Raw genomic sequence first — 13,663 nt, 5'->3', positions numbered from 1 at the left:
ATAATGTGCTTTTTACATTAATGTTTCCAAAGGAAACTTCATATCTTTAATGGGGTATTCACTTTAATGAATCGTTAAAGAGGAATGGGACATGGATGGATTTTTTGGTTTATATTTTTAAAAGATTGACAGTGAGAATCATTTTCATTAAACTAGTATTATTAGACTAAAAGGGGAGTATTTTAATGCGACCAGCTATTAACACACAGTCTTTATCGCTCGGTTATGGTGAAAAATTAATTATAAATGATATGAATATAGAAATACCCAAAGGGGAGATCACCGTATTCATCGGTGCTAATGGATGTGGAAAATCAACACTGCTAAGGTCGGTTGCCCGATTGTTAAAACCTCAATCCGGCTCAGTTTTGCTCGAAGGCAAAGCGATTTCGACCATGTCATCGAAGGATGTAGCAAGAAAGATGGCGATTCTTCCACAATCCCCGGTTGCTCCTGAAGGACTTACAGTCTATCAACTTGTTAAACAAGGAAGGTATCCTTATCAAAGCTGGTTGAAACAGTGGAGTTCCGTAGATGAAGAAAAAGTTCAAAAGGCGATTGAAGCGACGAACCTGACTGATTTAAAGGATCAGGCAGTCGATGAATTATCGGGAGGCCAGAAGCAACGGGCATGGATAGCAATGACGCTGGCTCAGGATACGGACGTCATTTTGTTGGATGAACCGACTACATATCTTGATATGACCCATCAAATCGAGATTTTGGACTTATTGTTCGACTTAAATGAGTCTGAGAACCGAACGATCGTGATGGTGCTTCATGATTTGAATTTAGCTTGCCGTTATGCGGATAATCTGGTGGCACTTAAAGATGGGGCGATACATGCTCAAGGCCGACCAGAGGATATCATCACGCGTGAATTGGTACAGCATGTATTCTGCATGGAATGTCAAATTTCTTGTGATCCGATTTTCGGCAGTCCCATGTGTGTCCCATTTGGTAAAGGCCGCTACGCCCGAAGTCAGGTAAAAGCGCTGGCCAATGCATAACCTACCACCCGCTATTGAAAAAGAGCTGCAGGGATATCGCATTTCCTTTCGGGATGAAGCGAAAGTTTCCAAGACCTTCAATCATGCTGATGAGCTTATTCAGTATGCACAAGCCCGGACTGGTGCTGAAACATCAAGGATAGCCATTTCAATGTGGTTCAGACGCTATGCTTTTTTTGTCACGGCACAATTTTACATGTTCAGCAAACATCGGCTTATCTGGAAAGGCACACTTCAGGAAATTGGAGTTTTGGATGATCCAGAAGATGAACATTGGCTCCCGAGTTTTTTGATGAAAACTAACAGGTGGAGCAATGTCACGGAAAAAGAAAGCACATCTGCCCTCCATTCCATATTAAGCAGCTTTGGTGCAGATGCCATTCGCTTCTTTTCCGGAACTGCTAAAATATCGAAGCTAGTGCTCTGGGAAAATATTTGGAGTTATACGGTATGGATGTATAGTGAGTTATTGAAGCAGGCAGATATAAAGATGCGGGTTGAAAAGGACATTGAAATACTGCTTGAAGATGAAGTATGGCTGAATATTGAAACGCATTCGCCCTTTAAACGGTTCATTGGGGAAAAAAGTGTTCCTGCGTCCATGAATCCTTATAAACGGGTGACATGCTGTTTATATTACCGAATTGAAGGTCAGGAAAAATGTGCGTATTGTCCGAATAATAACTGTTGAAATAGATTTGATTGGAGAGCCAGGCTTGGGGTCAAGCCTGGTTTTCTTGTGGAGTGATAAGAGACGGTCAGCTTAGGCTTTTTCTTGTCCATTGTCTATCACTTATTAACGAAAACTAAACGCACTAACGAGATTGGTATGTTATAATGTTGATATTTAATTGAACGGAGGCAGTCGCATGGGAAATGGGATCATACACTACGGAATTGGTGAAGTAGTAGATATATATATGTACATTAAAACGAGTACAAAAGCGGTGGCAAGTAATGGAAAGCCATTTTTAACATTGATTTTGTGCGATAAAACCGGGGAGATTGAGGCAAAGTTATGGGATGTTTCCGAGGCTGACGAGAAAACATACAGTGCGGAAGCTACGGTGAAAGTTCAAGGGGAAGTCCAGAATTATCGAGGACGCAGCCAATTGAAAATCCGTAATATCAGAATTACTTCAGACACTGATGGGGTAACAAAAGCCGATTTAATTCAAACGGCTCCTATAAGTCAGGAAGAAATGATGGAAACCATCACTCAATTCATTTTTGAAATGAGGAACCCGAATATCCAAAGGGTGACTAGGCATCTTATAAAAAAATATCAGAATGAATTCCTGACGTTTCCTGCTGCCACCAAGAACCACCATGAGTATATGTCGGGTCTGGCCTATCACGTTGTATCGATGCTAGGGCTGGCTAAGGCCATTTCAACCCTATATCCTTCCCTCAATAAGGATCTATTGTATGCCGGAGTCATTCTCCATGACCTTGGAAAGGTACATGAGCTATCTGGACCTGTTTCGACTGTTTATACAGTGGAGGGGAACTTGTTGGGGCATATCACCATCATGGTAAATGAAGTCGGCAAAGCTGCAGAGGAATTGGGCATTGAAGCGGAAGAAATCATGATTCTCAAGCACTTGATATTAAGTCATCATGGTAAAGCGGAATGGGGCAGTCCAAAACCGCCAATGGTGAGGGAAGCGGAAGTGCTGCATTATATTGATAATATGGATGCCAAGATAAATATGATGGACCGGGCATTAGAAAAAGTGAAACCGGGTGAATTTACGGAAAGAGTCTTTGCGCTCGATAATCGTTCATTCTATAAACCAACATTTTAATGAAATATGTTTCTTTCTCGATGGAGAAAGAAGCATATTTTTTTTGTTCACGCATATTCTCTAGTAAATGAATAGTAGATTTTTTGGGAGGGAATGGACATGCCAATTTGGATCTGGTTCGTGTTTATTGGAATAATCGTCAGTGCAGTCATGGCAATTTGGACAGCTAGGCAGGAACGCCTGATAGATGATGCATGGATTGAGAAGGAAGGTCAGAAGTACATTGAACGTATGGAAGAAGAGCGTGAGAGGCGTAAAAAGGATATAAATCAGGGAGCGTAGCTTGAATGATGAGAAAAAAGAAGCGACAGGCCAAAGGCCTGTCGCTTTTTACTATCCAATTATTTTTCAGCCTTGGTTGCGTCACCAGAAGTGATGGCATCTTTCAGATCTTTATCTTTAATCTTCACGTCCGCTTTTTTGACTTCTGAATTCAAAATATCCTGAACTTTAGTTTGGTCAATCTGAGCGACTTTCAAATCATATTCAAGATCTTTTTTCATATCTTTGTATGGTTTCTTTTCTTTTGTATCAAGAAGTTGGATGATGTGGTAGCCATAATCGGATTTAATTGGCTTGCTGATTTCATCTTTCTTCATTTTGTAAGCTTGTTCTTCAAATGCAGGAACCATTTCACCTTGTCCGAACCAGCCTAGCTCGCCGCCTTTTTCAGCTGTGCCTGTGTCTGTTGAATATTCTTTTGCAAGTTTAGCGAAATCTTCGCCCTTGTCCAATTTAGCTTTAACTTCGTTGGCAGTTTTTTGGTCTTTCACTAGAATATGTCTCGCTTTGATTTGTGGTTTATAGTCTTCATAAGCTTTTTTCACATCAGCTTCTTTAACTTTTATATCGGCAACGGCTGCTTTTTCTTGAAGCATGCCGATTTTAAGTGCGCGTTTAAGATCATCTTCGCTCTTATATCCGGAAGAGGCCAGGGCCGTTTCGAAATTTTCACCCATTTGCTCTTTAAGTTCGTCCGTTTTAGCTTTAACTTCTTTATCAGTTACTGTATATTTTTCAGAGAGAACTTTTTCATAAACAAGTTCCTGAAGAACGGTTTCACCATAACGGTCTTTCATTACATTGTAAAATTCCTCTTTAGTTATATCCCCCGCTTTAGTTTCCACGACTGCTTCCTTGTCGCTGTTGCATGCTGTAAGTCCGATCAGCCCTGCAGTAACAGCAATCGATAATGCCCACTTCTTCATAAAAACAACTCCTAGTTTTAAGTTTCTGATTTGCTATTTTTCGTATTTCCACAAAATTAACTATAACATATTCTGGTTACTTTACAAAAAATAATATATTGGTGTAAGAATAAGATTTTTTTTGAAAATGGGTGAACGCCTACCCACATAATAAACCATTACATATGATAAATCGAGGACAACAAAAGGGGGTAGGAAAATGGGTAATGGATTTAACGGAGGTTTCGCTTTGTTAGTGGTGTTATTCATATTATTAATAATTGTAGGATCAGCCTGTTTCTAATCGGCTGCAAAATTAATAATGGAAAGAGCCCACTCCTTTTGTCATGGAGTTGAATAGGATATGGTAGCCGCTCAACATAAAGACGAAGTGAATATCAAGCTTAGAAAGGAATGGATTCCTTTTGGCGGATTTAAGGGTGTGCATGAAATTACAATTACTTAAGAATGGAAAGGAGGAAGATCAATGTCTGGAGGAATAGGTGGAGGCTTTGCTCTAATTGTCGTTCTTTTCATCCTGTTAGTCATCATTGGAGCTTCTTGGTTATAAACTCATAAACAAAAGGCGAAGCTGTTGCTTCGCCCTTTTTCTTTATGTGGATAATGCCCCGGATATCACCAATGTATGTAACAAATGATGGCAATCATTTGTTGCTCATCTCTACGTATACAAAATTTCAATATAGGAGGATAATAACATAATAGTAATTAATACATTAATGGTCCTGAATACTTTAGGCTGCCGGTCTTCAGCAATTTCCTTTTGAATGCATAAAGAGTTTGTCATTCTATTAATATTATAAAGGATCAAAATAGCAAAAATAATAAACCAGAACGAGATCAAAACCTAAAATCCCTCCTTGCAAAACTTCATGTATAAATACGATACCAAATTATAATGAAAAAAGATACATAAAAATCTTATTGGACATCATTATGAATGAATAAGAAATCACTTTTGAATAAGTATATCGTATCCTTCGAGATGTTCCTCGATAAAAGAATGTCTTGGGGAACCAATCAGGTTTTTTATATAAATAAAATCCGATACGCATAACCCGGTGTGCAGGGATAATAAAATAGTGAAATAATGAATGTAATGTGGAAAACTAAGGGCACAACCAATCAATATGACAGACATAATGACGAAAGGCAGCACAAGGGTCAAAAGATAAAGATGCTTTCGAATAGGAACATGCACATTGACTTTGCATGTAAGCACAAGGTTCCACTTCAAGGACCAAGAAGTTTTTACTTTTTTGCATAATAATCGTAAAGGTAAATAGTGTAATAGTTTGTGAACAGGATATAATAAGAGCAATAGGCTAAAAAATACCATTGTTTGATCGCCATACAAAATAACATGAGTTAAAAAGACACTTAATAATGTATAGATCAGAACAAAAGACAACAATATAGTAAAAACTGCAAAAAAGATCAGACGGCAACTGCCATATTGTTTTGCCACGTCAATTGTTTTCCACGAATTCATTTCGAAATCAGCCCTCCAAAGCTGTTTTAATATACTTACATACATTACGATGAATGGATGGAAAAAGCAATGAAATTCTTGGGTTAACTTTAAGATAGTGTGTTGGCAAGCTAAGGGCGTTAAAGGCTGGGTTTTGAACCAGGGATCTGACGGAGTCCTGAGTATGAAAAATCAATAATTATTGGGTCATATGCCTTTTTATGATAAATTGAATGATCGATTGGGGATAAGTGATGTATGAAAAATATAAATGAAGAAATAGAAATACTCCGTTTTCATCAACGGCTTTTATTAAACATGATACGCAATCCAGAGGCCAAGTTGGACTATCTATTTGTGGAAAAAAATTTCACGAAGAAGGAAGCGGAAGAATTATTGAAAACATGTGATACCTTGAGCAAACGCTATGAAATAGAAAAAGCGGAAGGGTATATGAACTTTCGACCGCTTTTTAATCAATTTGAAAGAAATATCAATTCAAAAATAACCATAAAGGAATGCGTTGATGCATGCCTCTCACAAGGTTTATATGTATCATTCATGAGGGAAATGGATAGAGTATGAGATTAAACTGGCTCAGTTTCTTTCTCTATCTTTTTTTTTGTGATTTTACCCTCCACGTCAGTAAACTCCTGATCAATATTATCGAAGGACCGTTCAAAGATTTGCATGAAATCTTCACCGTAGATATTACGGATGATGGCCATCATTTCAATCATATCGGGAAACTTGCCATAAAGCTCACGCAGTGGAAGTGCACCTGAGAAAGCAGAGTTCTTGCTTGGGTCGTATGTCTCCATTAAATCAAGAAGGATTTTTTCACCTTCTGCCGTGATCTCTATATACGTATTCCTTTTGTCATTTTCTTTTTTGGAAAATGTTAAGTATCCGCGTTCCTCTAATTTTTTTGAAAAGTTAAATGCCGTAGAAACATGCATGACCCCAAATTTTGCAACATCAGAAATGGAAGAGCCATTAAGATGGTAGGCAATCCAAAGAATATGATGCTCATTGATATTTAAATCATAGGGCTTGATCCATTGCTGCCAATCTTTTTCAATCGATTTCCATAATGCTTTGCTTAATTGTGCAATTCGTTGACTAAAAATCATTGCTTCTTTCATAGAATAATTTTTATTCTGCATATTATGGGCTCACCTACTTATAAGATTCTATATATTTATTATGACAATAAAATAAAAATTAATAAAGAAAAATATTTGCGAAATTTTTAGAAAATTTTAGTTTTTTAATGAATTCTCCATTCTTTCCCAATAAACCATGTAATTTATTGGGAAGAATGGAGAATCAAGATTTTGTGACGATGTCAGCTATTAATTTTTTGAAGAAGGGGCGGCCGCTTCCAATTCTTTCAATGAATTTTCAATTTCTTGAACGTTCTTCAATAATTCATTTTTATTGGGTTCGATTTCCCGCTTCCAGTTCTCGATGACGACCTGAACATCCGAAATGAACGTTTTTACCGTTTCTTTGCTGATTTGTGAAGCTTCCATCGTGTCATCTTTAATATTTAGCATTTTTACCTTTAACTCATCAATTGTATTCTTAATATCTTCGGTATTCGTTTTGATGCGGGTCCGTAGGTCTTTACCTGAACTTGGTGTTGAAAGTAAGGTTGCCGCACCAGCTACTACTGTTCCGGTCAAAAAGCCAATTAGTAATGATTTTGCATTCATTAGGATCACCTCATTTTATATTATGTTTTCGCTTTCCATGGTCTGAATCCCTGCTGAAAAAAGCATCAATTGGAAATTATGATAAATAGGGAGAGAAATACTATTGATATCAAAATACCATAATTTTCATCCTTATGGAAGAGTATCGACCATTTTATCTTTATATCACAAAAATATTTTTTTAAACTTAGAGAGTAAATATATAATATTTAAAAATAACTTGAAGCTTTATTAATAATGCTTCATATAAAGGGAAGAGCAGCATATAGATAATAAAAACAAGCTGTCGGAACATGGATGGCACTGGTGGGTAAAGAATGAAAATCATTTTTTTATTAGGTCTGGTATGCGTATGCGGAATGGGGTATTTTCTAAGGCGAGCTAAAACTCCTGGCATCTATCCGCCTAAGAGGGTGCTCCAGGCTAGAGCCTTCGCTATGGGCCTCCCCGGGGTTTTACTGCTTTTCATTTGGTTTATGTGGATATTGATTCAATGACCGATGAAGGATGATTCTGACTAGAGTTCCAGATTCATAAGATTGGAAAAAAAGCACCGGATATTCCGGTGCCTTTTTAGGTATGATGATCCTGCTGCTTAAGCATTAATGGGTATATTTGATTTTCTTACGATGCCGTTCACAATTGGATAAATGATGACCATCGCAACTGTATTTAACAGTACGGCAGGAAGTACAACAGCGCCGAAAAGTGCAACGAAAGGCCCTGGAAGGGAAACGATATAATAAGCCGAACCAAGGAAGACAGCGCCGGAAATCATTGTTCCTACGGCAGTCAAGATACTAACGGTGACAACGGATGTTGAAAACTTCTTAAGACTGATGAATAAAAGGTAAAACAGAAAGGCTGTTGCCAATTTGTCTATGATATTTGGAATCTGTCCACCAGGAAATGTAGTCGTCATGGCAGAGATGGCTCCAGCAGCCAAGGCGACAATGAAAACATTCTTCTTCGCGGGAAACAGGGTAATCGCCAAAAACATCATCAACAGCATCATATCCGGTTTCATTCCAAGGAAGAATCCAGGCACGATAAAATGCAGGGCAGCCCCAATCCCGATTAATAGGGACAGTGACACAAGGGTTTTCGTTTTCATTTACTCATCTCTCCTATTCTCATCTCAACTAACATCTTTTCTTCAACAATGCACTATTGCTTGTTGCAAGAAGTTTAAAATAGTATATCATAAGTCCTATTTTTTTAGAAGTTATATTTGTTTGAATTAAAGGATTTGAGCTTCCTTCGCTTTATACGATTCCTGGAATTTCTTCATGAAATCCGCAAGGTCCTGGCAATGGGATAAAGGGACAGCGTTATAGATGGATGCTCTGCATCCACCGATGGAACGGTGACCGTTCAGTCCTACGAATCCGGCTTGCTTTGCCTCTTTAAGGAATTGTACTTCAGCTTCTTCGGATGGAAGCTTGAACGTCACATTCATTAATGAACGGCTGTCCGGTAGGGCATGGCCTTTATAAAAACCATCGCTGCCGTCGATGGCATCATAAATGACTTTTGCTTTTTCTTCATTGGCTTTTGCAATCTTTTCCACGCCGCCTTGTTCTTTTGCCCAATCCAACACAAGGGACAATAAGTAAATGGCCAATGTCGGAGGCGTGTTGTATAAAGAGTTATTTTTCGAATGGATAGAATAGTTCATCATGGATGGGATTTTGTCATTATCCGTAATTAAATCTTTACGGATGATAACGACCGTGATTCCCGATGGCCCCAGATTCTTTTGTGCACCTGCATAGATGATGCCGAATTTTCTAACATCAATTTTTTTACTGAGAATATCACTTGACATATCAGCTACTAAAGGAATGCCACCTGTTTCCGGGAAGTCCTTCCATTGCGTTCCGTAAATCGTATTATTGCTTGTGATATGAAGATATGCAGCATCATCATTCAATTGGATGTCTTCGACTTTAGGGATGAACGTATATTTTTCATCTTTGGATGAAGCGACAACAGCCGTTTCACCAACCTTTTTGGCCTCTTTTAATGCCTTTTCCGACCAAGAACCAGTTAGGACATAATCTGCCCTTTTCCCATCATTCAATATGTTGATGGGAATCATGGAAAATTGTAGGCTTGCTCCTCCTTGAAGCAGGAGAACTTCATAATTTTCAGGAATTTCCAAGAGTTCTTTTAATGATTGAATGGCATGGTTATGAATCTTTTCGAATTCCGAACTTCTATGGCTTAATTCCATGACCGACATACCTGAATCCTCAATATTCAACCACTCGTTTTGGGCTCTTTGTAAAACCTCTAAGGGAAGGGCGGCTGGCCCAGCGTTAAAATTGCGTGCACGTTTCAATTTTTTTCCTCCTATGCGACTATGCGATAAAGTATTTGGGACTATTCATATATCCTACCAGAAAACTAAATTCAATAGGAGGAAAATTTAGAATTTTAGGAGACATTTCGTTTTAATGATGTGCCAATGCAAAAAGGTCCTCCACTTTGAGTGAGGACCAAATCGGGATCTTTGTTTTTCATGCAACCAGCGTGAGCTAGCGTTCAATTGACGATCCTTTTAAAAGATATAACGAGAGGAAAAAGAAACCTTCATTGACCACGGTCTCATTTTAAATGCTGTGCAATGGAGTCGGCGATTTGTTTCAGGTCATCTGGTGTATAGTCGCTCGTATTCGTTTTCCAAACAGCCCCAAATCCGTCTCCTTCACCATGCCGAGGAATTAAATGCATATGAAAATGGAAAACGGACTGTCCTGCGGCTTCACCGTTATTATTTAGAACGTTCAGGCCTACAGGTTGAAATTCCTGCTTCATGGCACGGGCAATTTCCGGCACCACTTCAAAAAGGTTCTTGGCAATCTCAGGTGTCAACTCATAAAGGTTTTCCTTATGTACTTTTGGTATTACCAGCGTATGGCCTTTTGTTACTTGACTGATATCGAGAAAGGCCAATACATGTTCATTTTCGAAAACTTTGGAACTTGGGATATCCCCATTGATTATTTTGCAAAAAATGCAATCACTCATTAAAAACGCCCCTTTAGAAATTAATGTATTTGGTTAATCGTACCATAGCTTGAATCCCTGGGAAAAGGAAAAATCATAAAAACAGGATGCAACATAAGTTGCACCCTGCCTGTTGAAAAAGGGGGTTTTGCTTCAAAATTCGCATTAGCATAAGTTCTCTGTGACAAACACCTCATCTACATTTTGGTAAAATATGGTTATTATCTGATTAGAGATTTTCCATTCAAAGCAACCATCTCCTATATCTTTAAAGTTTCATCAACTTTCAAAGCATAATTGATAATTATTGAATGATTTTTCTGCTTTTACGTGCAAGAGAACCATCTCCTTGCTCGAAACGATTTTTTTTAATGAAGCTTCTGGTTTAATTCAGTTATGCGTCTTTAACTGACACCTCATTTACAATATGATGTAAATCATTTGTAATAAAACATTTGGGTATTTCAGTGTAATACGTCTTTAACTGACACCTCATTTACAATATGATGTGAATCACACGTAATGACTAACCCCTTCTTCCTTATTTATGATGACCACAAAGCAGGGAAAATATAATTAGTTATTTATGGAAATTCAGTCCCGGGAACACTCGACTATATAAAAGCAGGAGAATTTGATAAAATGGAAATAAGAACCTCTATATAGAAAGGATCGTTTATATGTCCTTATTGGAAATAAAGCAATTAGTGGGCGGATATACGAAAACGCCCGTTTTAAAGGGAATAAGTTTTGACATTCAACCAAATGAGCTAGTGGGGTTAATTGGGCTCAATGGGGCTGGGAAAAGTACGACAATTAAACATATCATCGGACTTATGGAGCCGAAAGGCGGAAGTGTCTCGATTCATGGAAAAACTCTTGCCCAGGACCCGGATACATATCGGAAACAATTCACTTATGTTCCAGAAACGCCAATCTTGTATGATGAGCTTACACTTGAGGAGCATTTAAAGCTTACGGCCATGGCACATGGTTTGGCGGAAGCCACATATAAGGAAAGGATGGGCGTTCTATTAAAGGAATTCCATATGGAAAAAAGGCTTAAATGGTTTCCGGCCCATTTCTCAAAAGGAATGAAGCAAAAGGTCATGATAATGTGCGCCTTTCTAGTACAGCCGTCATTATATATCGTCGACGAACCCTTCGTAGGTCTTGATCCATTAGGCATTCAATCCCTGCTCGATTTGATGAGGAAAATGAAAGAGAGCGGAGCGGGAATTTTAATGTCCACACACATACTGGCGACAGCCGAGAGGTATTGTGATTCTTTCATCATCCTGCATAATGGAGAGATTCGGGCAAAAGGCGATCTTGAGCAGCTTCGCAAACAATTTTCCATGCCGGGGGCAACTCTTGATGATTTGTATATTCAATTGACGAAAGAAGAAATCGGTCATGAATAGTCAAAATCTCTGGAAGGAAAGATATTTAGGCTATATAAATGAAACGCAAAAATATCTGCGCTATATTTTTAATGGCCATCTAGTTTTTGTCATGGTATTGGTTCTTGGTGGTTTGGCCTATTATTACAGTGATTGGGTGAAGACATTGGACAGTGATTTCCCTGCTGAATTGATCATGGCCTTTGTTTTATCGATCATTGTGACCAGAAGCCCGATCAATACTTTTTTGAAAGAACCTGATACGGTATTCCTGCTTCCGCTTGAAACGAAGTTGCGTAGCTATTTCAAGAATTCACTGATATTAAGTTGGGTCATGCAGGGGTTCATTCTTCTGGTGGTCCTCATTGCATCCATTCCGATGTATTCGAAGGTCACGGGTGCAGGAGGTACTGACCTTGGAATCATCCTTGTCGTTTTGCTTATTTTGAAGTTCTTGAATTTAACCATGCGCTGGCAGGTGTTGAAATATCAGGATACATCAGTGAGCCATTGGGACTCTTTCATCCGCTTTTTACTTAACGGAGTGATTCTTTATTTCATCTGTTCGAGGGCAAATATACTGTTTGCACTTATAACATTTTTATTATTGTTAGGACTTTACATGTATTACCGAAGCGCAACCAAAGGATTTGTGCTTAAGTGGGAACGGCTGGTGGAGCTGGAAAACAAGAGGATGAATTCTTTCTATCGAATAGCAAACATGTTTACTGATGTTCCCCATTTGAAAGGAAAGGTAGCAAGAAGGAAATGGATGGACTGGCTATTATCATTCATTCCGTATGGCGAAAAATCAACGTATACCTATCTTTATGCCCGTACTCTGTTGCGATCGAATGATTATGTGGGACTTTGTTTTCGCTTGACTATCATTGGGTCAGTGATTTTAAGTGTATTCACTAACATATGGGCACATTTGATTGTAACCTTCATGTTCCTATTCATGACAGCCCTGCAACTGCTGCCGGTATGGAAGGCTCATGAATGGAAGGTATGGGTCTCATTGTATCCATTGCCAGCAAAAATGAGAGAATCTGCAGTCATAAAGCTAATTTCTTATTTCTTATTATTTGAGGACCTTGTCTTCGGTTTGATCCTCCTGGTGAAAGGGGAATGGATGTCCGCTTTAGCCGCCTTGGCAATGGGGCTTGTTTTCTTGCTCGGTTTTAAAATTTATGCAGCCAAGAAAATTAAAAACTTTTAAACAGAAAGCTGATTTTTCATAAAATCAGCTTTTTCTTTTAAGAAATGAAAATTGAAACTAAAAGCCTCATATGTGGTATATACATATTTAACGGAGGTGTTAAATGATGGATGAATATGGACAAAAGGCATTATCGGAACTAATATCCTGGAAAAAGAAAGTAGCCAAGAAATCCGGCAAGCTTGAGCGGATGTCCAAAAAGGCGCAAATCAAAATGAATAGTTATATCCCAGACCGAGTGCACAAAATGATTACTGATAGTATTAAAGGGATGATTGAGGCCGTATTATCAGGTTCAAAATATATGTCTAAAGAAAAAAATGTAGTGCTTCTATCCTTACAGCAAAAAGAAGAATGGGTTGCGGAAACTGTAACGGCCTATCGGAAAACGGCCGTTATAGAAGGTGTGGGAACAGGAGCGGCAGGGCTTTTAATTGGATTGGCTGATTTTCCATTACTGCTTAGCATCAAGATGAAGTTATTATTCGAAATATCCCGTATATATGGTTTTGATCCAAATAAATATGAGGAACGCCTGTTCATACTCCATATCTTTCAGATGGCATTTTCGAGTGAGGAAAAAAAACTGGAAACATTACGGGTAATAGAAGAATGGGAATCAGGGAAATGGCCGGAAATAGACTGGCAAGAATTTCAGCAGGAATATCGCGATCACATCGATGTCATCAAAATGTTCCAGCTAGTCCCAGGGTTTGGGGCAGCTGTCGGTGCATATGCCAACCATCATTTGTTGGAACAACTTGGGGAGACGGCTGTCAATTGTTACCGAATCAGACTTCTAAAAGAGTAA

Annotated in this window: 18 protein-coding genes; 10 read left to right on the top strand and 8 right to left on the bottom strand. The window is 38.5% G+C overall.

Annotation, left to right across the window (positions count from 1 at the left end; genetic code table 11):
- Window positions 1-185: 185 nt before the first annotated feature.
- The 4 genes from ACQKFG_RS03035 to ACQKFG_RS03020 all read left to right on the top strand — a co-directional run bounded on the left by ACQKFG_RS03035 (window position 186) and on the right by ACQKFG_RS03020 (window position 3,100).
- Window positions 186-1,010 carry an ABC transporter ATP-binding protein gene (locus ACQKFG_RS03035; protein ID WP_342615244.1) on the top strand — a complete coding sequence of 275 codons (825 nt, stop codon included), beginning with the start codon at window positions 186-188 and terminating at the stop codon, window positions 1,008-1,010.
- On the top strand, window positions 1,003-1,701 hold the full coding sequence (locus ACQKFG_RS03030; protein ID WP_427556098.1) for a (2Fe-2S)-binding protein: 699 nt from the start codon (window positions 1,003-1,005) through the stop codon (window positions 1,699-1,701). The genes ACQKFG_RS03035 and ACQKFG_RS03030 overlap by 8 nt, the downstream gene beginning before the upstream one ends.
- A 178-nt stretch (window positions 1,702-1,879) precedes the next feature.
- On the top strand, window positions 1,880-2,818 hold the full coding sequence (gene yhaM, locus ACQKFG_RS03025) for a 3'-5' exoribonuclease YhaM (protein ID WP_192203634.1): 939 nt from the start codon (window positions 1,880-1,882) through the stop codon (window positions 2,816-2,818).
- A gap of 99 nt (window positions 2,819-2,917) precedes the next feature.
- On the top strand, window positions 2,918-3,100 hold the full coding sequence (locus ACQKFG_RS03020; RefSeq protein WP_370662518.1) for a sporulation YhaL family protein: 183 nt from the start codon (window positions 2,918-2,920) through the stop codon (window positions 3,098-3,100).
- Window positions 3,101-3,159: 59 nt separating this feature from the next.
- On the opposite strand, the gene ACQKFG_RS03015 is transcribed toward ACQKFG_RS03020, so the two are convergent.
- A complete protein-coding gene (locus tag ACQKFG_RS03015) occupies window positions 3,160-4,026 on the bottom strand; it encodes a peptidylprolyl isomerase (RefSeq protein ID WP_192203636.1) in 867 nt (288 codons plus the stop codon).
- A gap of 199 nt (window positions 4,027-4,225) precedes the next feature.
- Between ACQKFG_RS03015 and ACQKFG_RS03010 the strand changes: the two genes are divergently transcribed.
- Together ACQKFG_RS03010 and ACQKFG_RS03005 are read left to right on the top strand one after the other, a co-directional pair.
- Entirely contained in the window at window positions 4,226-4,309 is an 84-nt protein-coding gene (locus tag ACQKFG_RS03010; protein ID WP_141242671.1) for a YjcZ family sporulation protein, read from the top strand.
- 183 nt (window positions 4,310-4,492) lie between these two features.
- Window positions 4,493-4,576, top strand: coding sequence for a YjcZ family sporulation protein (locus ACQKFG_RS03005; RefSeq protein WP_034314699.1), 84 nt, complete (start codon window positions 4,493-4,495; stop codon window positions 4,574-4,576).
- Between the two features lie 111 nt (window positions 4,577-4,687).
- Here ACQKFG_RS03005 and ACQKFG_RS03000 read toward each other — a convergent pair whose 3' ends face one another.
- On the bottom strand, window positions 4,688-4,870 hold the full coding sequence (locus ACQKFG_RS03000) for a hypothetical protein (protein ID WP_034314696.1): 183 nt from the start codon (window positions 4,868-4,870) through the stop codon (window positions 4,688-4,690).
- Between the two features lie 108 nt (window positions 4,871-4,978).
- On the bottom strand, window positions 4,979-5,365 hold the full coding sequence (locus ACQKFG_RS02995) for a DUF3267 domain-containing protein (RefSeq protein ID WP_387597157.1): 387 nt from the start codon (window positions 5,363-5,365) through the stop codon (window positions 4,979-4,981).
- Window positions 5,366-5,755: 390 nt separating this feature from the next.
- Here ACQKFG_RS02995 and ACQKFG_RS02990 point away from each other — a divergent pair, with 390 nt between their 5' ends.
- Window positions 5,756-6,082, top strand: a complete 327-nt coding sequence (locus tag ACQKFG_RS02990) for a DUF1878 family protein (RefSeq protein ID WP_427556093.1) — start codon at window positions 5,756-5,758, stop codon at window positions 6,080-6,082.
- Window positions 6,083-6,084: 2 nt separating this feature from the next.
- On the opposite strand, the gene ACQKFG_RS02985 is transcribed toward ACQKFG_RS02990, so the two are convergent.
- From ACQKFG_RS02985 to ACQKFG_RS02965, 5 genes are all read right to left on the bottom strand, one after another.
- Window positions 6,085-6,663: an HTH-type transcriptional regulator Hpr gene (locus ACQKFG_RS02985; protein ID WP_034314691.1), complete on the bottom strand. Its 579-nt coding sequence runs from the start codon at window positions 6,661-6,663 to the stop codon at window positions 6,085-6,087.
- 189 nt (window positions 6,664-6,852) lie between these two features.
- On the bottom strand, window positions 6,853-7,215 hold the full coding sequence (locus ACQKFG_RS02980; RefSeq protein ID WP_427556090.1) for a YtxH domain-containing protein: 363 nt from the start codon (window positions 7,213-7,215) through the stop codon (window positions 6,853-6,855).
- 595 nt (window positions 7,216-7,810) lie between these two features.
- Window positions 7,811-8,329 carry a tryptophan transporter gene (locus tag ACQKFG_RS02975; RefSeq protein ID WP_076367276.1) on the bottom strand — a complete coding sequence of 173 codons (519 nt, stop codon included), beginning with the start codon at window positions 8,327-8,329 and terminating at the stop codon, window positions 7,811-7,813.
- 126 nt (window positions 8,330-8,455) lie between these two features.
- A complete protein-coding gene (gene serC / locus ACQKFG_RS02970; protein WP_427556086.1) occupies window positions 8,456-9,559 on the bottom strand; it encodes a 3-phosphoserine/phosphohydroxythreonine transaminase in 1,104 nt (367 codons plus the stop codon).
- A gap of 266 nt (window positions 9,560-9,825) precedes the next feature.
- Window positions 9,826-10,248, bottom strand: coding sequence for an HIT family protein (locus tag ACQKFG_RS02965; RefSeq protein WP_192203641.1), 423 nt, complete (start codon window positions 10,246-10,248; stop codon window positions 9,826-9,828).
- Window positions 10,249-10,907: 659 nt separating this feature from the next.
- Here ACQKFG_RS02965 and ACQKFG_RS02960 point away from each other — a divergent pair.
- The 3 genes from ACQKFG_RS02960 (at window position 10,908) to ACQKFG_RS02950 (ending at window position 13,663) form a co-directional block, all read left to right on the top strand.
- Window positions 10,908-11,651: an ABC transporter ATP-binding protein gene (locus ACQKFG_RS02960; protein WP_192203642.1), complete on the top strand. Its 744-nt coding sequence runs from the start codon at window positions 10,908-10,910 to the stop codon at window positions 11,649-11,651.
- Window positions 11,644-12,852: an ABC transporter permease gene (locus ACQKFG_RS02955; RefSeq protein WP_427556081.1), complete on the top strand. Its 1,209-nt coding sequence runs from the start codon at window positions 11,644-11,646 to the stop codon at window positions 12,850-12,852. Before ACQKFG_RS02960 ends, ACQKFG_RS02955 begins: the two co-directional genes overlap by 8 nt.
- Before the next feature lie 103 nt (window positions 12,853-12,955).
- Window positions 12,956-13,663 (top strand): EcsC family protein, encoded by a 708-nt coding sequence (locus ACQKFG_RS02950; protein WP_342615246.1) that lies wholly within the window; start codon window positions 12,956-12,958, stop codon window positions 13,661-13,663.

The organism is Peribacillus sp. NPDC076916, assembly GCF_050269675.1.
GTDB classification, from domain to species: domain Bacteria; phylum Bacillota; class Bacilli; order Bacillales; family DSM-1321; genus Peribacillus; species Peribacillus aracenensis.
Note: the sequence above shows the minus strand (reverse complement) of the source record. Positions and strands in the feature narration are given on the sequence as shown.

What these genes read in the sequence shown, in the direction of transcription:
- ACQKFG_RS03035 (WP_342615244.1), top strand. Translation starts at nt 186, where the DNA reads ATGCGACCAGCTATTAACACACAGTCTTTATCGCTCGGTTATGGTGAA.
- ACQKFG_RS03030 (WP_427556098.1), top strand. Translation starts at nt 1,003, where the DNA reads ATGCATAACCTACCACCCGCTATTGAAAAAGAGCTGCAGGGATATCGC.
- yhaM (WP_192203634.1), top strand. Translation starts at nt 1,880, where the DNA reads ATGGGAAATGGGATCATACACTACGGAATTGGTGAAGTAGTAGATATA.
- ACQKFG_RS03020 (WP_370662518.1), top strand. Translation starts at nt 2,918, where the DNA reads ATGCCAATTTGGATCTGGTTCGTGTTTATTGGAATAATCGTCAGTGCA.
- ACQKFG_RS03015 (WP_192203636.1), bottom strand. Translation starts at nt 4,026, where the DNA reads ATGAAGAAGTGGGCATTATCGATTGCTGTTACTGCAGGGCTGATCGGA.
- ACQKFG_RS03010 (WP_141242671.1), top strand. Translation starts at nt 4,226, where the DNA reads ATGGGTAATGGATTTAACGGAGGTTTCGCTTTGTTAGTGGTGTTATTC.
- ACQKFG_RS03005 (WP_034314699.1), top strand. Translation starts at nt 4,493, where the DNA reads ATGTCTGGAGGAATAGGTGGAGGCTTTGCTCTAATTGTCGTTCTTTTC.
- ACQKFG_RS02995 (WP_387597157.1), bottom strand. Translation starts at nt 5,365, where the DNA reads ATGGTATTTTTTAGCCTATTGCTCTTATTATATCCTGTTCACAAACTA.
- ACQKFG_RS02990 (WP_427556093.1), top strand. Translation starts at nt 5,756, where the DNA reads ATGAAAAATATAAATGAAGAAATAGAAATACTCCGTTTTCATCAACGG.
- ACQKFG_RS02985 (WP_034314691.1), bottom strand. Translation starts at nt 6,663, where the DNA reads ATGCAGAATAAAAATTATTCTATGAAAGAAGCAATGATTTTTAGTCAA.
- ACQKFG_RS02980 (WP_427556090.1), bottom strand. Translation starts at nt 7,215, where the DNA reads ATGAATGCAAAATCATTACTAATTGGCTTTTTGACCGGAACAGTAGTA.
- ACQKFG_RS02975 (WP_076367276.1), bottom strand. Translation starts at nt 8,329, where the DNA reads ATGAAAACGAAAACCCTTGTGTCACTGTCCCTATTAATCGGGATTGGG.
- ACQKFG_RS02965 (WP_192203641.1), bottom strand. Translation starts at nt 10,248, where the DNA reads ATGAGTGATTGCATTTTTTGCAAAATAATCAATGGGGATATCCCAAGT.
- ACQKFG_RS02960 (WP_192203642.1), top strand. Translation starts at nt 10,908, where the DNA reads ATGTCCTTATTGGAAATAAAGCAATTAGTGGGCGGATATACGAAAACG.
- ACQKFG_RS02955 (WP_427556081.1), top strand. Translation starts at nt 11,644, where the DNA reads ATGAATAGTCAAAATCTCTGGAAGGAAAGATATTTAGGCTATATAAAT.
- ACQKFG_RS02950 (WP_342615246.1), top strand. Translation starts at nt 12,956, where the DNA reads ATGATGGATGAATATGGACAAAAGGCATTATCGGAACTAATATCCTGG.